The sequence below is a fragment of the Paucibacter sediminis genome (genome assembly GCF_030254645.1).
In the GTDB taxonomy this organism is placed as follows: domain Bacteria; phylum Pseudomonadota; class Gammaproteobacteria; order Burkholderiales; family Burkholderiaceae_C; genus Paucibacter_B; species Paucibacter_B sediminis.
Genome location: NZ_CP116346.1, coordinates 420372 through 438269, shown reverse-complemented (window position 1 = coordinate 438269; position 17898 = coordinate 420372). Strand labels below are relative to the sequence as shown.

The window sequence follows — 17898 nt, the reverse complement described above, 5'->3', positions numbered from 1 at the left end:
CGACCGGTCTCAGGCCTTGCGGCGGCGCATCAGCGCCAGTGCGCTCAGGGCCGCCAGGGTCAGCCCGAGGCTGGCGGGCTCCGGCACATTGCCGCCCGGATCGCGGCTGCCGAAGGTGATGTTGTCCAGCAGGGTCGTGGCGTCGCCCGCGGCGGTGAACACGACGCGATTTGCCGTACCTTCAAAGGTCAGCGCATCGCTGTGCGCCCATTTGCAGCTGACGCCGGCGTCGCAAGTCGTCTGCGGGCCGAATCCATCGAAGGACTTGATGAGTTCGTTGTTCTTGTAGAGCGTCACCGTGAAGCTGGCGCGGCCACCGGTCCACCAGAAGTCCAGCGCCGACGCGAAGCCCCCATCCACCGCGATCTCCAAGACCTGGCTCTGGCCGGTGGAAGGCTCCAGCGGGTTCTTGGCAATCAGCAGGGCGCCGATGCCAATGCCGGGCAAATCGGGATCGGGGGCGTTGAAATCACCAAAGCCTCCCGCTGCCTGGCTGTTGACAAACCAGCCCGTGCCGCTGAACTGAAAACCGCTGTAGAAGTTGTCAACTTGCGAAGCGTCCGGCTCCACGACCTCGAACGTCAGGGTAGGGGCGGCTTGCGACTGTGCAGCGAGCAAGGCCAGTGCGCTGGCGATCAATGTTTTGGTGAGCCGCATGGGGAGCTCCGCTTCTTGATGGTTGGTGGGCAAGCGACGCATGGACAACTACTCGCTCGCGTTCAATGTAACCAAGGGCAACGCTGTTGCGCGTGGCGAGCCCCCTCCATCTAGGGGGGAGGCTGCCGCAGATAAGGGGGAGAAAGCCGCCGGCTACACTGCTCAGGTGGAAACCAAATGGCTTGAAGACTTCGTCAGCCTGGCCGAGACGCGCAGCTTTTCGCGTTCGGCGCAACTCAGGCATGTGACGCAACCGGCATTCTCGCGGCGCATCCAGGCACTCGAGGCCTGGGCCGGCGTGGATCTGGTGGACCGATCCTCCTACCCGACCCGCCTGACCGCCGCCGGCGAGACCCTGCTGGCCCAGGCCATGGAGGTGCTGGGCGGCTTGCAGTCGGCGCGCAATATGCTGCGCAGCCACCAGTCGGTGGGGCAGGACATGATCGAATTTGCCGTGCCGCACTCGCTTGCCTTCAGCTTCTTCCCGCATTGGCTGATGGACCTGCGCCAGCGCTTTGGCGCCGTGAAGTGCCGGCTGAATGCGCTCAATGTGCACGACGCGACCCTGCAGTTGAGCGAGGGCAATTGCGACCTGCTGCTGGTCTACCACCACCCCAGCCAGCCGCTGCAGCTGGACCCCGAGCGCTACCAGATGGTCTCGCTGGGCCATGAGACCCTGGCCGCCTATGCCAAGGCCGATGCCCAGGGCCGGCCGCTGTTTCGCCTGCCCGGCCATCCGGGCCAGAAGATCCCCTTCCTCAGCTATGCCTCGGGCGCCTATCTGGGCCGCCTGGTGGAGTTGATCGTGAAGGCCTCGCCCGCGCCGCTGAACCTGGACTCCATCTACGAGACCGACATGGCCGAGGGCCTGAAGGCGATGGCGCTGGAGGGGCATGGCCTGGCCTTTCTGCCGGCCAGCTCGGTCAAGAAGGAGCTCAAGTCCAAGCGCCTGATGCTGGCCTCGGCGGAGGGTGAGTTCGAGCTCAATATGGAGCTGCGCATCTACCGCGAGCGCCCCGACACCGCGCGCCGTGCCAAGCCTGCGGCGCTGGCGCTCTGGGATTTTCTGACCAGCAAGCCTTGATGGATCGGGTTTGCCCGGGGGCAGCCGGCTGCCGCAGCGGGCCGCAATGGCGTAAAACTCCCCCCTGTGCCGGCGACCCAGCCATGGTCTGCCCGGCCCCATCCCCGAGAACCCTGAACGAGGAGCTTTTATGAACAAGACTTTTGCGCTGGCCTTGGCCCTCGCAGCCGCCACCGGCGCGGCGCACGCGGAAGACACGCTGAAGAAGATCAAGGACAGTGGCAGCGTCACCATGGGGGTGCGCGAGTCCTCGGGTGCACTCTCCTACACCCTGGGTGACGGCAAGTACGTGGGCTACCACGTTGAGATCTGCCAGCATGTGCTGGCCGATGTGCAGAAGCAGCTGGGCCTGGCCAAGCTGGAGATCAAGTACCAGCCGGTGACCTCGCAGAACCGCATCCCGCTGGTGCAGAACGGCACCGTGGACATCGAGTGCGGCTCCACCACCAACAACCTGACGCGCCAGAAGGATGTGGCCTTTGCCGTCACCACCTTCGTCGAGGAAGTGCGCATCGCGGTGAAGGCCAACTCGGGCATCACCTCGATCGGCCAGCTCAACGGCAAGAACGTCGCCACCACCACCGGCACGACCTCGGTGCAGACCCTGCGCAAGCATGAGCGTGCCACCGGCGTGGACTTCAAGGAGGTGTTCGGCAAGGACCATGCCGACAGCTTCCTGCTGCTGGAATCGGGCCGTGCCGATGCCTTCGTGATGGACGGCGCCATCCTGGCCGGCAATATCGCCAAGAGCAAGAGCCCGGCCGACTACAAGCTGGTGGGCGAGGTGCTGTCGGTGGAGCCGATCGCCATCATGATGCGCAAGGACGATCCGGCCTTCAAGAAGGCGGTGGACGACAGCATCAAGGCGATGATGAAGTCGGGCGAGATCGCCAAGACCTGGCACAAGTGGTTCGAGCAGCCGATCCCGCCGGCCAATACCAAGGTGGGCATGCCGCCCAATGACAACACCAAGGCGGCCTGGGCCAACCCCAACGACAAGCCGATGGAAGACTACGCCAAGAAGTAAGTCGGCTCCTGCTTGGACTGGATATTGGGGCCGCCTTTGCGCGGCCCCGCGTTTTGACAGGAGTGGGCATGGCGAACTGGGACTGGCAGGTGTTCTGCAAGAACACCATCGATGGCGAGGTGATACCGCGCTGCCTGGGCAGCGGCGGTGACATCACCTACCTGGACTGGATGCTCTCGGCCTGGGGCTGGACGCTGAGCGTGGCGTTGCTGGCCCTCGTCGTGGCGCTGCTGCTGGGCTCGCTGATGGGCATTCTGCGCACCGTGCCGCACAAGGGCCTGGTGTTCCTGGGCAATGCCTGGACCGAGCTGTTCCGCAACATCCCGCTGCTGGTGCAGGTGTTCCTCTGGTACCACGTGCTGCCGGCGCTCGTGCCCGTGCTCAAGGGCGTGCCCAGCTTCGTGCTGGTGGTGTTCGCCTTGGGCTTCTTCACCTCGGCGCGCATTGCCGAGCAGGTCAAGGCCGGCATCCAGAGCCTGCCCAAGGGCCAGCGCTATGCCGGCCTGGCGATGGGCTTCACGCTGCCGCAGACCTACCGCTATGTGATCCTGCCGATGGCGTTTCGCATCGTCATCCCGCCGCTCACCAGCGAGAGCATGAACATCATCAAGAACTCCTCGGTGGCGTTTGCGGTGAGCATCGCCGAGCTGACCATGTTCGCGATGCAGGCGCAGGAGGAGACCTCGCGCGGCATCGAGATCTACCTGGCGGTCTCGGGCCTGTACTTCATCTCCGCCTTCAGCATCAACCGCATCGCGCTCTTCATCGAGCAGCGCGTGCAGGTGCCCGGCATGATCGGAGGCAGCAAGTGAACTTGGACTTCTCCTTCTTCAGCTGGGCGGTGGCGTCCAGCTTCATCGCCAAGGGCCTGATCTTCTCGATCCAGCTCACCCTCATCGCGATGCTGGGCGGCATCGCGCTGGGCACGGTGCTGGCGCTGATGCGGCTCTCGGGCAAGCGCTGGCTCGTCATGCCGGCGGCCTTCTACGTCAACACCCTGCGCTCCATCCCGCTGGTGATGGTGATCCTGTGGTTCTTCCTCTTGATCCCGCTCCTGATCGGCCGGCCCATGGGCGCCGAGCTCTCGGCCATCATCACCTTCACGGTGTTCGAGGCGGCCTACTACTCCGAGATCATGCGCGCGGGCATCCAGAGCGTGCCCAAGGGCCAGGTCTATGCCGGCTACGCGGTGGGCATGAGCTATGGCCAGACCATGCAGCTGGTGGTGCTGCCGCAGGCCTTCCGCAACATGCTGCCGGTGCTGCTGACCCAGACCATCATCCTGTTCCAGGACACCTCGCTGGTCTATGCGATCGGCGCCTACGACCTGCTCAAGGGCTTCGAGGTCGCGGGCAAGAACTTCAACCGCCCGGTGGAGACCTATCTGGTGGCCACCGTCGTCTACTTCGTGATCTGCTTCAGCCTGTCGATGACGGTGCGCCGCCTGCAGCAGAAGATCCAAATCATTCGCTAAGGCAGATGGCCATGATCGATATCCAGAACGTCTCCAAGTGGTACGGCCCCTTCCAGGTGCTGACCGATTGTTCCACCACCATTGCCAAGGGCGAGGTGGTGGTGGTGTGCGGGCCCTCGGGCTCGGGCAAGTCCACGCTGATCAAGACCGTCAACGCGCTGGAGCCCTTCCAGAAGGGCGACATCGTGGTGGACGGCATCTCGATCGCCGACCCCAAGACCAACCTGCCCAAGCTGCGCTCGCGCGTGGGCATGGTGTTCCAGCACTTCGAGCTTTTTCCCCACCTCTCGGTGACCGAGAACCTCACCATCGCGCAGGTCAAGGTGCTGGGGCGCAGCCTGGATGACGCCAAGGCGCGCGGCCTCAAGATGCTGGACCGCGTGGGGCTGATGGCGCACAAGGACAAATTCCCCGGCCAGCTCTCGGGCGGGCAGCAGCAGCGCGTGGCGATTGCGCGCGCGCTCTCGATGGACCCGATCGTGATGCTGTTCGACGAGCCGACCTCGGCGCTGGACCCGGAGATGGTGGGCGAGGTGCTGGACGTGATGGTGCAGCTGGCGCACGAGGGCATGACCATGATGTGCGTGACGCACGAGATGGGGTTTGCCAAGAAGGTCAGCCACCGGGTGATCTTCATGGACGCTGGCAGAATCGTCGAGGACTGCACGCGCGACGAGTTCTTCGGCAACCCGGAGGCGCGCTCGCCGCGTGCCAAGGACTTCCTGGCCAAGATCCTCCAGCACTGAAGCGGCGGGGTGGCCGCAATGTTTGGGACAATCGGGGCATGAGCGAAGCAGCGACCCCAACCGAACTCACCATCACCCGCCCGGACGACTGGCATCTGCACCTGCGCGATGGCGCGGCGATGCAGAGCGTCGTGCCCTATACCGCGCGCCAGTTCGGCCGCGCCATCGTGATGCCCAATCTGCGCCCGCCGGTCACCACTGCCGCGCAGGCCAGCGCCTACCGCGAGCGCATCCTGGCCGCCGTGCCCGCGGGCACGAGCTTCCAGCCGCTCATGACGCTCTACCTCACCGACAACACGCCGGTGGACGAGATCAAGCGTGCCAAGGAAGCCGGCGTGGTGGCGCTGAAGCTCTACCCGGCCGGTGCCACCACCAACAGCGATGCCGGCGTGACCGACATCCGCAAGACCTATGCGGTGCTGGAGGCGATGCAGCGCGAAGGCCTGCTGCTGCTGGTGCACGGCGAGGTCACCGACCCGGAGGTCGACGTGTTCGACCGCGAGGCCGTCTTCATCGATCGCGTGATGCAGCCGCTGCGCCGCGATCTGCCGGAGTTGAAGGTGGTGTTCGAGCACATCACCACCAAGGAGGCGGCCGAGTATGTCGCGGCGGCCGATGCGCACACGGCCGCCAGCCTGACGCCCCAGCATCTGCTCTACAACCGCAATGCCATCTTCACCGGTGGCCTGCGCCCGCATTACTACTGCCTGCCGGTGCTCAAGCGCGAGCTGCATCGCCAGGCCCTGCTGGCCGCCGCCACCTCGGGCAGCAGCAAGTTCTTCCTCGGCACCGACAGCGCCCCGCATGCGGCGGTGATGAAGGAGAACTCGGTCTGCGGCGCGGGCTGCTTCACCGCGCTGTCGGCGCTGGAACTCTATGCCGAGGCCTTCGAGGCGATGGGTGCGCTGGACAAGTTCGAGGCCTTCGCCAGCTTCAACGGCGCCGACTTCTACGGCCTGCCGCGCAACACCGGGCGCATCACCTTGCGCAAGGAGGCCTGGACCCTGCCCGACAGCGTGGCCTTTGGCGACGCGCAGCTCAAGCCCCTGCGTGGCGGCGAAGCGCTGGCCTGGCGCCTGGTCTGAGATGCGGCCCCTGTTGATGCAGATCCGGCTGCTGGCCGCGCTGATCGCCGCCCTGGCCTGGGCCCAGAACGCGCAGGCCCAGGCAGCTGCGGCCGTGCGCCCCGCCGCCAGCGCCGCCGCGCCGGCGGCCGAGGTCTCGGCCACCGCGCGCCGCGTCTATGAGCGCGCAAGGGCCCACCTGCTGCAGATCCGCACCCTGCTGAAGAACCAGGACAGCCAGGCCTCGGTGGGCTCGGGCTTCGTGGTCAGCGAGGAAGGGCATGTCATCACCAACTACCACGTGGTGAGCCAGTTCGCGCTGGAGCCGGAGCGCTATCGCCTGCGCTATGGCAGCACCGATGGCGAGGGCGGCAATCTGGAGCTGCTGGACATCGATGTGCGGCGCGACCTGGCGCTGCTGCGCGTGGTGGACCGCAAGCCCCAGGGCTTCATGAAGTTCCGCGCCGTCGAGGCGCCGCTCTCCAAGGGCGACCGCATCTATTCGATGGGCAATCCGCACGACGTGGCGTTTGCCGTCGTCGAGGGCAATTACAACGGCCTGGTGGAGCGCAGCTTCGACCCGCTGATCTACTACGCCGGCAGCATCAACTCGGGCATGAGCGGCGGGCCGGTGGTGGACGAGGAGGGGCGCGTCGTCGGCATCAACGTCTCGGCCATGTTCTTCGCGCAGCAAATGAGCTTTCTGGTGCCGGGCGAGTACGCGCTCAAGTTGCTGGAGCGCAGCCGCGCCGCCAAGCCCATCAGCAGCCCGGTGTGGCCGCGCCTGCGCGAGCAACTGATGGCCTACCAGGACGAGCTGGTGCAGGGCTTCATGGCCCAGCCCTGGCGCGATGCCGGCCACCAGCGCTACCAGCTGCCGGTGCCGCAGGAGAAATTCATGCGCTGCTGGGGCCGCGGCACCTCGGCCGACACCAAGGGTCTGGAATTCCAGCGCTCGCAATGCCGGCAGGACCATGCGATCTTCATCAACGGCGGCATGCAGACCGGCTATCTCGACATGTCGCACGAGGCCTATGACGGCGCCAAGCTCGGCGCCTTGCGCTTCTCGCGCCAGTACAGCAACAGCTTCCGCAACGAGCGCCTGGGGCGCGATGACCGCGACCGCACCGCGCCGTTCTGCAAGGAGGAGTTCGTGCAGCGCGACGGCCTGCCGCTGCGCGCGGTGGTCTGCCTGCGCGCCTACCGCAAGCTGGCGGGCCTGCACGACCTGAGCGTGATCGTGACCACCGTTGACGCCAGCACCGAGGGGGCGTTGGGCCGTTTCGATGCCAAGGGCATCTCCTTCGACAACGCGCTCAAGCTGTCGGCGCATTACCTCAAGGGCTTTGCATGGACCACGCCGCGGTAATCGAGATCCTGGACCGCGATGGCCAGGTTCGCGCGGTGCACAAGGTGCTGGCCTGGCCGCTGCGCATCGGGCGCTCACCGGTTTGCGATGTGGTGCTGAACGACCCGCATCTGGCCGGCGAGCATGCCGAGCTGAGCTGGGGCGAGGCGGGTGCCGAGCTGCTGATGCTGGACAGCCTCAATGGCGGCTGGCAGGGTCAGCGGCGACTGCGCGCGGGCGACCGGCTGCCGCTGGCGGGGCTGGCGCCGCTGCAGCTGGGCGCCACCCGGCTGCGCCTGCGCAGCAGCCGCGACGTGCTGGCCCCCGAGCGCCCGCTGGCGCGGCCGGCCTCCGCGCGCAGCCGCTGGCGCCATCTCTGGGTGCCAGGTCTTGCGCTGAGCTGGGCCTTGCTGCTCTGGTACGACCAATGGGCCGGCATGGATCCGGGCGCGCCCTGGGTGGATTACGCCAGCGCCGTGCTTGGGCCGCTGGGCGTGGTGACCGCCTGGGCGGCGCTGTGGGCGTTGATCACACAGCTGTTCCAGCATTGGTTCGCCTTCGCACCGCATTTCAAGCGCGTGCTGGCCGGCGCGCTGGGCCTGCATCTGCTGGGCATCCTGCTGCCGGCGCTGGCCTATGCCTTCTCGGCGCCGCGCCTGATGGCGCTGGACAGCCTGCTGTTCCCGCTCGGCCTGGCCGGCGTGCTGTGGTGGCAGGCCAGCGTGGTCTGGCCGCGTGCCAGGCGCTGGGTGGCGCTGGGTCTGGGTGCCGCGCTGGCGCTGGGCTTCACGCTGATGGTGGGCAAGCGCATCGAACAGCAGTATTGGCTGGGCCCGCCCTACCTGGCCGCCCTGCCGCCGCCGGCGCTGCGCCTGGTGGAGCCCAAGACGCCCGAGGCGCTGATCGACGAACTGCGGCCGCTGCAGGCCCAGCTGGCACGCCAGGCCAGCAAGGACAACGACCTGCCGAGCGCCGATCAGGGCAACGAGTGAGCGCGGCCGCTCAGGTGGGCAGGAAGCCCTCGATCGAGAGGTAGCGCTCGCCGGTGTCGTAGTTGAAGCCCAGCACGCGTGCGCCGGCGGGCAGCTCGGGCAGCTTCTTGGCGATGGCGGCCAGCGTGGCGCCGCTGGAGATGCCCACCAGCAGGCCCTCCTCGCGGGCGCAGCGGCGCGCGTACTCGCGCGACTCTTCGGCCTCCACCTGGATCACGCCATCCAGCAGCTGGGTGTGCAGATTGTCCGGAATGAAGCCGGCGCCGATGCCCTGGATCGGGTGCGGGCTGGGCGCGCCGCCGCTGATCACCGGCGAGGCGGCGGGTTCGACGGCGAACACCTTGAGTTGCGGCCAGGCCTTCTTCAGCACCTGGGCGCAGCCGGTGATGTGGCCGCCGGTGCCCACGCCGGTGATGAGGGCGTCCAGACCCTCGGGGAAATCGCGCAGGATCTCCTCGGCGGTGGTGCGCACATGCACGGCGATGTTGGCGGGGTTCTGGAACTGCTGCGGAATCCAGGCGCCGGGTGTCTGCGCGGCCAGTTCCTCGGCACGTGCGATCGCGCCCTTCATGCCCTTCTCGCGCGGGGTCAGGTCAAAGCTGGCGCCATAGGCCAGCATCAGGCGGCGGCGCTCCACCGACATGCTGTCGGGCATCACCAGGATCAGCTTGTAGCCCTTCACCGCGGCCACCATGGCCAGGCCCACGCCGGTGTTGCCGGAGGTGGGCTCGATGATGGTGGCACCGGGCTTGAGGACGCCGCGGGCCTCGGCGTCCTCGACCATGGAGAGCGCGATGCGGTCCTTGATCGAGCCGCCCGGGTTGCTGCGTTCGGACTTGATCCAGACCTGGGCACCGGCGCCGAACAGACGCTGGGTGCGGATATGCGGGGTGTTGCCAATGGTGGCGAGGACGTTGTCGGCTTTCATTTCGGCTCCGTTGCTGTTGCTTCGAGGATAATCTCTCTGTGAAGCAAGCCAGACCGCCGCTGGTGCAAGCGTGGAAACACGGCACTGGAGGAAGGTCCGGACTGCATAGAGCAGCGTAGCAGCTAACGGCTGCCCGGCGTAAGCCGAGGATTAGAGCAACAGAGACGAGTCGAGGTGGGTCTAGGCCCGCCTCGGGTGAAACGGGCAATCTCTACGCGCAGCAACACCAAGTAGGCCAGCGTTGATGCGGCTCGCAGAGCTGGCGGGTAGGTGGCACCGAGCCGGGCAGTGATGTCCGGCCCAGAGGAATGGCGGTCACAGGGTCTGGCCCGCAAGGGTCAGGTCTTGCACAGAATCCGGCCTATCGGCTTGCTTCACACTTTATTTCATGGCGGCGAGCGCGCAGCATTTCTCGCAGTAAACGAGAAATACTCGCCAATCTCGACCCTAACGCCTAGACCGCGTGCCTTCGAGCGACTATTGTTGCGCCCATAAGTCGGTGCGCCTTGCCCGAAGCGCATCGGCATCTGTCCGGGCAACGCGCCTGTCGGCGCGAGGGGGTAGCGATATGAATCTCAACCATCTGCGCGTCAAGGCCAAGCTGATGCTGGGTTTTTCCTTGCTGGCGGCCGTGGTCTTGCTGGTCTCCGGGCTGGCGCTGAGTTCGCTGGGCCGTTCCAATGAGCGTTTTTCCGATTATCTGGAGAGCGTGGGTCAGCGCGAGCGCCTGGCCATCGACATTCGCGGCGCCGCGACACGCCGGGCCATCGCGGCGCGCAATCTGGTGCTGGTGACGCAGGCGGCCGATCGCGAGGTCGAGAAGGCCGCGGTCGGCCGCGCGCATGAGGACATGGCGGCCAGCGTCGCCAAGCTCAAGAAGGTCTTGACCGAGGCCGCGGATGTCGGTGCGCGCGACAAGGCCCTGGTGGCCGAGATCGATCGCGTCGAGGCCCAGTACGGCCCGGTGGCGCAGGCCATCGTCGGCATGGCCCTGAACGGCCGGCGCGACGAGGCGATCGCCAAGATGAATGCCGAATGTCGGCCGCTGCTGGCTGCCTTGCTGAAGGCCACCGGCGACTATGTGGCTTATGAGCAGGAACAGGCGGTTCAGCGCGTCGCCACGGCAAGCAGTGCCTATGCCAGCGATCGCGTGATGATGTTCGTGGTCTGCGTGCTGGCCGTGCTGGGCGCCGTGGCGATGGGCTGGCTGCTCAGCAATGCGGTGACGCGTCCGCTGATGCGCGCGGTGTATCTGGCCGAGGCCGTCGCTGCCGGCGATCTCAGCTCCGACATCGTGGTCGACCGTCGCGATGAGATGGGTCAGCTGCTGGCCGCCCTCAAGAAGATGAACGAAAGCCTGGTCGGCATGGTCGGCCGGGTGCGCGAGTCGGCCGATGGCATCGCCACGGCCTCGCAGGAGATCGCCACCGGCAACCAGGATCTGTCCAGCCGCACGGAGCAACAGGCCAGTGCCCTGCAGCAGACGGCGGCCTCCATGCAGCAGATGACCTCCACCGTACAGCAGACCGCCGAGAGTTCACGTCAGGCCAATCAGCTGGCCAATGCCGCGGCCGAGGTGGCCGGGCGTGGCGGCGCGGTGGTCGAGCGCGTGGTCAGCACCATGGGCGAGATCAGCGACTCGAGCCGCAAGATCGGCGACATCATCGGCGTCATCGACACGATTGCCTTCCAGACCAATATCCTGGCCTTGAATGCCGCGGTCGAGGCCGCGCGTGCCGGCGACCAGGGACGCGGCTTTGCCGTCGTGGCCGGCGAGGTGCGGGCCCTGGCCCAGCGTTCGGCGCAGGCTGCGCGCGAGATCAAGGGACTGATCGGCACCAGTGTCGAGAGGGTCGAGGCCGGCAGCCAGTTGGTCGGGGAGGCGGGTACGACCATGGCCGACATCGTCACCCAGGTGCGCCGCATGACCGATCTGATGGCCGAGATCAATGCCTCAGCCAACGAGCAGAGCACCGGCATCGGCCAGGTCAATGAGGCGGTGGCCTCGATCGATCAGGGCACTCAGCAGAACGCCGCCCTGGTCGAGCAGAGTGCCGCCGCGGCCGAGAGTCTGAGGCAGCAGGCCGCAGGCCTGCTGCAGGTGATTGCCCAGTTCAAGATGGCGACTGGCCAGCCGCGCCCGATCAACTAGGCCTGGGGCGTTGACAGCAGCGCCTCGATGGTTTCCTGCACCGCCAGCGCCTCGGCATAGCTGGGCAGGGCGTGCGAGTGGCCATCCAGCAGCGCCGCCCATTGATCCAGCTGGGCCAGCGGGCCGGCGCCTTGCAGCAGGGCCGGTTGCGGCAGTTCGCCGTGGCGGGTCTGGGTCACGTTGGTGAACCAGTCGCGCAGTTCCAGCTCGGCCTCGCTGGCGCGCCAGAGCATGCGGTTGTCGTCGGCCACGCTGCCGCCCACCTGGGCGGCGATGCGCACCGGCACGCCGGCGGCGCGCAGCTCGGCGCGCAAGCCGGTTTCGGCGCTCAGGCCGTCGGCCGGGTATTGCGCCGCCGCGGCCAGCACCTGGGCCGGGCCCAGTACGCGCTGCAGGGCAAAGATGAAATGCGACAGCACCTCGCGCGTGAAGCCGCCTTCCGCGCGTTCGGCCAGCCAGCTACCCGCCTGGGCCTGCCAGGGCCGCGGCCAGGCCGCAAAGGCCAGCGAGATCTGCACCTCCTGCAAGGCGCCCAGCGGCATGTGGGCGGCGGCGCCGAAGGCGAGCTGCAGGGCCGACAGCCCCGCCGAGGAGGCGAGCGAGAAATTCACCGCGGCACGCAGCTTCTCGCGCTGGATGCGGGCGATGCAGGCGCGCGTGGCCTCGAAATCCACGCTCAGCGGCTTCTCGCACAGCACCGCCAGGCCGGCGTCGAAACCCAGATGGCTCAGGTGCAGGTGGGCGGCCGGCGGGGTCGCGATGTAGAGACCATGCAGCCCGGGGCTGGCGATCAGCGCCTCGGCGCTGTAGGCGGCGCGCAGCTCGGGATGTTGCTGCAGGCAGGCGGCCAGGCGCGCGGGGTCGGCGTCCCAGACCAGGACGGGGCGCAGCCGCGCATGGCCTTGCATGCGGCTCAGCATGCGCTGCCCCATCACGCCCAGGCCAATGATGCCGATGTTCAAGATCTCTGGCATGCCGCCCCTCGCCCCGTTGATATCCCTCAATGGCGCGCAGTGTAGGGGGTGGCCGCTACACTGCTTCCACACCCCTCAGCCCATGCCCCCGCGAGGGCGCATACCGCACCAAGATGAATCCTGATGCCAGCACGATCTGGCGCGCACCACGCTGGGCGCTGGCCGTATTGCTGGCCTGCCTGGGCATGGTGGGCCCGTTCTCGATCGACACCTATCTGCCGGCCTTCTCGGGCATCGCGGCCGCCCTGCACGCCACGCCGGTGCAGATGCAGCAGACGCTGTCGAGCTATCTGCTCGGCTTTGCGGTGATGAATCTGTTCCATGGCGCGCTCTCCGACAGCTTCGGCCGCCGCCCGGTGGTGCTGGTCGGCGTGGCGGTGTTCACGCTCGCCTCGCTGGGCTGTGCGCTGGCGGCGGACATCGGTCAGCTGATCTTCTTCCGCACCCTGCAGGGCATGTCCGCCGGCGCCGGCATCGTGGTCTCGCGCGCCATCATCCGCGACATGTTCCCGCCCTCCGAGGCGCAGCGCGTGATGTCGCAGGTGACGATCTACTTCGGCGTGGCACCGGCCGTCGCGCCCATGGTGGGCGGCTTTCTGTTCGTGCACGCCGACTGGCATTCGATCTTCTGGTTCCTGGTGCTGGTGGGGGTGGCGCTGTGGCTGGCGAACTGGCGGCTGCTGCCCGAGACCCTGCACAAGGACATGGTGCAGCCCTTCCATGTGCGGCCGCTGATGCGCGACTACTGGCGCTTGTGCACCAGCAAGCGTTTCATCCTGCTGGCCCTGGCCAGCGGCATTCCCTTCAACGGCATGTTCCTCTACGTGCTGGCGGCGCCGGTGTTTCTGGGCGAGCACCTGCAGCTGGCGCCGCAGCAGTTCTTCTGGTTCTTCTGCTTCAGCATCGGCGGCATCATGGGCGGCGCCTGGCTGAGCGGCCGGCTGGCCGGCAAGATCCGGCCCAAGCACCAGATACGGCGCGGTTTCGTCATCATGGCGCTGACCTCGCTGCTCAATGTGGGCCTGAACCTGTGGGCCCCGCCCAGCCCCTTCTGGGCCTTTCCGGTGATCTCGGCCTTTGCCTTTGGCTGGGCCCTGATGGTGCCGGTGGTGACGCTGATGGTGTTGGACCAGGCGCCCGAGCGGCGCGGCATGGCCTCCTCGCTGCAGGCCTGCATAGGTAGCGCCGCCAACGGCCTGGTGGCCGGCGTGGTGGTGCCGCTGGTGATGCATTCGACGCTGAGCCTGGCGTTGGCCTCGATCGGCATGATGAGCATCGGCCTGGTCTCGTGGCTGTGGGTCAAGCGCGAGCTCGGCTGAGCTCAAGAACGGCGCGCAAACGGCCGAAGAAGGAGGCGACACGCCCCGTCGGGCAGGAGTGCCTCATGTCTTTCTTGCTTCGCCTTGCCCTTGCCAGCTTGCTCGCGCTGCCGCTGGCGCCGCTGCGCGCCGAGGAGCCCGCGGCGGGCGAGGAGCCGGTGGAGCTGCTGCGCAAGCGCCTGGCCGAGCGGCTCAGCAGCAAGGGCGAGCAGGCCAAAGTGGAGAGCAAGGCGGAGAGCGGCCGTGGCGCGCGCGGCGCCGCCAAGGCGGCCAAGCCCGAGGCGCGCAAGGACATCCACTGGGCCTATGCCGGCGAGGGCGCGCCCGAGCATTGGGCCGAGCTCAAGCCGGAATTCAAGCTTTGCGCGGTCGGCACGCGCCAGAGCCCGATCGACATCCGTGACGGCTTCAGGGTGGACCTGGAGAAGATCCAGTTCGACTACCGGCCCAGCGGCTTTGCGGTGCTCGACAACGGCCACACCATCCAGGTGAACATCGCGGCGGGCAACAGCCTGCAGGTGATGGGGCGGCGCTTCGAGCTGCAGCAGTTCCATTTCCACCGGCCCAGCGAGGAGCGCATCAACGGCCGGCAGTTCGAGATGGTGGCGCACCTGGTGCACAAGGATGCCGAGGGGCGCCTGGCGGTGGTGGCGGTGCTGATCGAGCGTGGCGGCGATCACCCGCTGGTGCAGACGATCTGGAACAACCTGCCGCTGGAGAAGATGGAGGCGCTCACCGCGCCGGGCGCGATCGATGTCGGCCAGCTGCTGCCCGACGACAAGGCCTACTACACCTATATGGGCTCGCTCACCACGCCGCCCTGCACCGAGGGCGTGCTGTGGATGGTGATGCGCCAGCCGGTGCAGCTCTCGGCCCAGCAGATCGGCATCTTTGCGCGTCTGTACCCGATGAATGCGCGGCCGCTGCAGGCCGGCGCGGGCCGCATGATCAAGGAATCGAACTGAGCAACAACTGAACAGAGCTCAGGGCGTGTAGCCATGCGTGGCGTAGATCTTGCGGATCGCGCCGCTCTTTTGCAGCCCCGCCAGCGTGCTGTTGAGCAGCTTGACCTGCTCGTCGGGCAGCTGCTTCTGGCAGGCCAGGTACATCTCGGTGCGGTTGAACACCAGCACCGGCTCGATGCCGCTGATGCCCTGCTGCGCCAGCCGGTACTGGCCGATCAGGCGGCCGGTGGCCCAGTAGTCGATGCGCCCCGCCAGCAGCTTCTTGGGGTTCACATCGTCGTTGGGTGCGGCGTCGACGATGTGGCCGCGCGTCTGCAGATAGCTGACGATGGCATCGCCCTGGTAGCTGCCGATGCGCATGTTCGCGGTCTCGTCCAGGCTGGCCGGGCGGCTGGACTTGGCGGGGGCGAACAGGGCCCAGTCGTTCGACACCAGCGGGCCTATCCATTTGTAGAGCGCCTCGCGCTCGGGCGTGCGTGACATCGAGTAGACGCAGGTGTTGACCTGAGTGCGTGCCATGCCGATGGCGCGCGCCCAGGGGTAGACGGTGATGTCGTACTCGTAGCCGGCGGCATCGAGCAGCGCCTTCACGATGTCGGTCGACAGCCCGACCACATGGCCGCGCGTGTCGCTCATGTTGTAGGGCGGGTATTCCTCGGTCGCCAGCACCAGGCGTTCGGCCGCGCAGACGCTGGTGCAGGCGATGGCGCAGACGACCACCATGATGGCGCGGTGCTGCGCATGAAGGGCCGGATGCTGCAGGTTTTGCATGGCTACCTCCTCATGGCCGCGGCCCATGCCGGGCCCGGCCTTCACTGCCGACTTTACGCCTGCGGGCCCAGCCAGCGCGCCAAAGTCCTGAACAATTGATCCGCCACCACCGGCTTGGCCACATGGTCGTTCATGCCGGCGTCCAGGCAACGCTGGCGCTCCTCGGCGAATGCGTTGGCCGTCATCGCCAGAATGGGCAGGTGCTGGCCGCGCGCCGTGCCGCGGATCGCGCGGGTGGCATCCAGCCCGTCCATCACCGGCATCTGCACGTCCATCAGCACCAGGGCATAGTCGCGCTGCTCCACCATCTGCCAGGCCTTGTGCCCGTCCTCGGCGACGTCCACCTCGAGGCCGGCGCTCTGCAGCAGGGCCACGGCCACCTCCTGGTTGACGGCGTTGTCCTCGGCCAGCAGCAGCCGGCTGCCGCGGTAAGGGGCCAGCAGCTCGCGCGCGCTCTGGCCGACATCGCGCAGTGCCTCGCCCGGCTTGCTGGCGCTCAGGCCCACCGGTACGCGGAACCAGAACAGGCTGCCCTCGCCGGGCCGGCTGCGCACGCCCACCTCGCCATGCATCAGCTCGGCCAGGCGCCGGCAGATCGCCAGCCCCAGGCCGGTGCCGCCATAGCGGCGCGTGGTCGACGAGTCGGCCTGCTCGAAGTCCTTGAACAGGCGCGCCTGCGCCTCGGGGGCGATGCCGATGCCGCTGTCCTCCACCTCGAAGCGCAGCTGCAGCTGGTTGCCGAGCTGCTCGCCCACTGCGGCCCGCAGCGTCACCACGCCGTGGTCGGTGAACTTGATGGCGTTGCCGGCGAAATTCAGCAGCACCTCGGCGATGCGCTGGGCATCGCCATGCAGCACGCGGCGTTCCAGCGCCGGCTCGATCTGCACCTGCACCTGCAGATCCTTCTCGGCGGCGCGCTGCGCCAGCATGCTGCGGATGTTGTCCAGCACCTGGGGCACGGTGAACTCGCGCTGCTCCAGCTGCAGCTTGCCGGCCTCGATCTTGGAGAAGTCCAGTACGTTGTTGATCACGCTCAGCAGGTGCTCGGCGGCGTCGCCCACCTTCTTCAGGCGGTCCTCCTGCTCGGGCGTGCAGTTGTCGCGCCGCGCCAGATAGGTCAGGCCGATGATGGCGTTCATGGGCGTGCGGATCTCGTGGCTCATATTCGCCAGGAAGGCGCTCTTGGCCAGGCTGGCGGCCTCGGCGGCCTTGGTGGCGGCGGCCAGTTCGCGCGTGCGCGCCTCCACCAGCTCCTCCAGATGGTGGCGGTAGCGCTCCAGCTCCAGGGCATCGCGGCGCTGGCGCGAGATATCGGTCAGGAAGCCATGCCACAGCACCGTGCCGCCTTCTTCCAGCTGGGCGATCGCATTGCCGTAGAGCCAGCGCTCGCTGCCGTCCTGGTTGCGGATGCGGAACTCCTGCTGCCAGGGGCTGAGGTGGCGCGCCGAGGCCATCAGCGAATCGCGCACCGCCTGCCGGTCGACCTCCTGGATCTGGTCGAACAGGAGCTCGGCGTCCTTGCTGAACTCGGCGGCGTTGAGGCGGAAATAGTCACGCACCGCTTCGCTCACATAGGCGAAGGCAAAGCTGCCATCGGTCTGCAGGCGCAGCTGGTAGACCACGCCGGGCACCGTCTCGGCCATGCCGCGCAGGCGTGCGATGAGCGATTTCTGCGCGTCGAACTGCGCCTGCAGCGCGTCGCGCATATGTTCCAGATGCTGGCCCAGCAGGCCGATCTCGTCGTGGCGCTCGGTGCGCAGCTCGGCCGAGAAGCGACCCTGCGCCAGGTCGTTGGCAAAAATGCCCAGCTCGCGCAGCGGCCGCATCAGGCGCGAATTCAGCAGCGCCAGTATCAGCGCCAGCGAGACCAGCAGCTGCCCGCCCACGGTGGCGCCATAGAGCCAGCGCTGGCGCTGCAGCGCCGCGGCGGCCAGATGGTCGTCAATCTCGACCTGGATCAGGCCGATCTTGGCATTGCCGCGGAAGATCTCGCGCTCGCCCCGGATGGTGTGGCCGAGCTGGCGCTCGGGAAACTTGGCTTCGATGAAGGGCAGGCCCTGGGAGGCATCGCTGACCCGCACCTGCACGACCTCGGGGGCCTTGGTGATGGCGGCCACCACCTCGCGTGCCGCCACGGCGTCGAGATTCCACAGCAGCTCGGGCAGGCTGCTGGCCAGCACGTCCAGCTTGGACTGGAGTTCGCGTTCCTGAGTCTGCTGCGTCACCTGCGGCTCGCGCAGGCCGATCAGCAAGCCGCCCACGATCAGGGCTGGCAAGAGCAGGCCGATGCTGGCACCGGTGGCAATGGCGAAGAAGAGCGAGCTTGATGCTTTGCGGCTCAATCGGACCTCGACCGGTTGGGGTTGACTGCCGGGCCGTGCCGGCTTGAAGCCCCAC

The 17898-nt window shown here is 67.4% G+C and carries 16 protein-coding genes and 1 other RNA gene; 12 read left to right on the top strand and 5 right to left on the bottom strand.

The annotated features are described in order from the left end of the window. Nucleotides 1-9: 9 nt before the first annotated feature. Complete coding sequence (locus tag PFX98_RS02035; RefSeq protein ID WP_285233508.1) at nucleotides 10-657, bottom strand: PEP-CTERM sorting domain-containing protein; 648 nt, start codon at nucleotides 655-657, stop codon at nucleotides 10-12. Between the two features lie 166 nt (nucleotides 658-823). Between PFX98_RS02035 and PFX98_RS02030 the strand changes: the two genes are divergently transcribed. The 8 genes from PFX98_RS02030 to PFX98_RS01995 all read left to right on the top strand — a co-directional run bounded on the left by PFX98_RS02030 (nucleotide 824) and on the right by PFX98_RS01995 (nucleotide 8392). Further along, nucleotides 824-1741, top strand: coding sequence for a LysR substrate-binding domain-containing protein (locus tag PFX98_RS02030; RefSeq protein WP_285233507.1), 918 nt, complete (start codon nucleotides 824-826; stop codon nucleotides 1739-1741). Between the two features lie 130 nt (nucleotides 1742-1871). Next, the gene (locus PFX98_RS02025) at nucleotides 1872-2768 is read left to right on the top strand and encodes an amino acid ABC transporter substrate-binding protein (RefSeq protein ID WP_285233506.1); all 897 of its coding nucleotides are present in this window, start codon (nucleotides 1872-1874) and stop codon (nucleotides 2766-2768) included. A gap of 68 nt (nucleotides 2769-2836) precedes the next feature. Further along, nucleotides 2837-3580: an amino acid ABC transporter permease gene (locus PFX98_RS02020; protein ID WP_285233505.1), complete on the top strand. Its 744-nt coding sequence runs from the start codon at nucleotides 2837-2839 to the stop codon at nucleotides 3578-3580. Next, entirely contained in the window at nucleotides 3577-4242 is a 666-nt protein-coding gene (locus PFX98_RS02015) for an amino acid ABC transporter permease (RefSeq protein ID WP_285233504.1), read from the top strand. Before PFX98_RS02020 ends, PFX98_RS02015 begins: the two co-directional genes overlap by 4 nt. A gap of 11 nt (nucleotides 4243-4253) precedes the next feature. Further along, nucleotides 4254-4988, top strand: a complete 735-nt coding sequence (locus PFX98_RS02010; RefSeq protein ID WP_285233503.1) for an amino acid ABC transporter ATP-binding protein — start codon at nucleotides 4254-4256, stop codon at nucleotides 4986-4988. A gap of 38 nt (nucleotides 4989-5026) precedes the next feature. Then, nucleotides 5027-6073, top strand: coding sequence for a dihydroorotase (pyrC, locus tag PFX98_RS02005; RefSeq protein WP_285233502.1), 1047 nt, complete (start codon nucleotides 5027-5029; stop codon nucleotides 6071-6073). Between the two features lies 1 nt (nucleotide 6074). Next, nucleotides 6075-7421, top strand: coding sequence for a S1 family peptidase (locus PFX98_RS02000; protein WP_285233501.1), 1347 nt, complete (start codon nucleotides 6075-6077; stop codon nucleotides 7419-7421). After that, entirely contained in the window at nucleotides 7403-8392 is a 990-nt protein-coding gene (locus tag PFX98_RS01995) for an FHA domain-containing protein (RefSeq protein ID WP_285233500.1), read from the top strand. The genes PFX98_RS02000 and PFX98_RS01995 overlap by 19 nt, the downstream gene beginning before the upstream one ends. 10 nt (nucleotides 8393-8402) lie before the next feature. On the opposite strand, the gene cysK is transcribed toward PFX98_RS01995, so the two are convergent. Further along, nucleotides 8403-9320 (bottom strand): cysteine synthase A, encoded by a 918-nt coding sequence (gene cysK, locus PFX98_RS01990; protein ID WP_285233499.1) that lies wholly within the window; start codon nucleotides 9318-9320, stop codon nucleotides 8403-8405. Between the two features lie 40 nt (nucleotides 9321-9360). On the opposite strand from cysK, the gene rnpB reads away from it, so the two are divergent. Then, nucleotides 9361-9700, top strand: an RNA gene (gene rnpB / locus PFX98_RS01985) — RNase P RNA component class A. A gap of 188 nt (nucleotides 9701-9888) precedes the next feature. Next, the gene (locus tag PFX98_RS01980) at nucleotides 9889-11472 is read left to right on the top strand and encodes a methyl-accepting chemotaxis protein (RefSeq protein WP_285233498.1); all 1584 of its coding nucleotides are present in this window, start codon (nucleotides 9889-9891) and stop codon (nucleotides 11470-11472) included. On the opposite strand, the gene PFX98_RS01975 is transcribed toward PFX98_RS01980, so the two are convergent. Then, the gene (locus tag PFX98_RS01975; RefSeq protein WP_285233497.1) at nucleotides 11469-12446 is read right to left on the bottom strand and encodes a Gfo/Idh/MocA family protein; all 978 of its coding nucleotides are present in this window, start codon (nucleotides 12444-12446) and stop codon (nucleotides 11469-11471) included. The genes PFX98_RS01980 and PFX98_RS01975 overlap by 4 nt on opposite strands. Nucleotides 12447-12559: 113 nt before the next feature. Here PFX98_RS01975 and PFX98_RS01970 point away from each other — a divergent pair, with 113 nt between their 5' ends. Together PFX98_RS01970 and PFX98_RS01965 are read left to right on the top strand one after the other, a co-directional pair. Further along, nucleotides 12560-13765, top strand: a complete 1206-nt coding sequence (locus tag PFX98_RS01970) for a multidrug effflux MFS transporter (protein WP_285233496.1) — start codon at nucleotides 12560-12562, stop codon at nucleotides 13763-13765. Nucleotides 13766-13830: 65 nt separating this feature from the next. Next, the gene (locus PFX98_RS01965) at nucleotides 13831-14730 is read left to right on the top strand and encodes a carbonic anhydrase (protein ID WP_285233495.1); all 900 of its coding nucleotides are present in this window, start codon (nucleotides 13831-13833) and stop codon (nucleotides 14728-14730) included. Between the two features lie 18 nt (nucleotides 14731-14748). Here PFX98_RS01965 and PFX98_RS01960 read toward each other — a convergent pair whose 3' ends face one another. Together PFX98_RS01960 and PFX98_RS01955 are read right to left on the bottom strand one after the other, a co-directional pair. Further along, nucleotides 14749-15501: a substrate-binding periplasmic protein gene (locus PFX98_RS01960; RefSeq protein WP_285233494.1), complete on the bottom strand. Its 753-nt coding sequence runs from the start codon at nucleotides 15499-15501 to the stop codon at nucleotides 14749-14751. 53 nt (nucleotides 15502-15554) lie between these two features. Next, nucleotides 15555-17843 (bottom strand): ATP-binding protein, encoded by a 2289-nt coding sequence (locus PFX98_RS01955; RefSeq protein ID WP_285233493.1) that lies wholly within the window; start codon nucleotides 17841-17843, stop codon nucleotides 15555-15557. Between the last annotated feature and the right edge of the window lie 55 nt (nucleotides 17844-17898).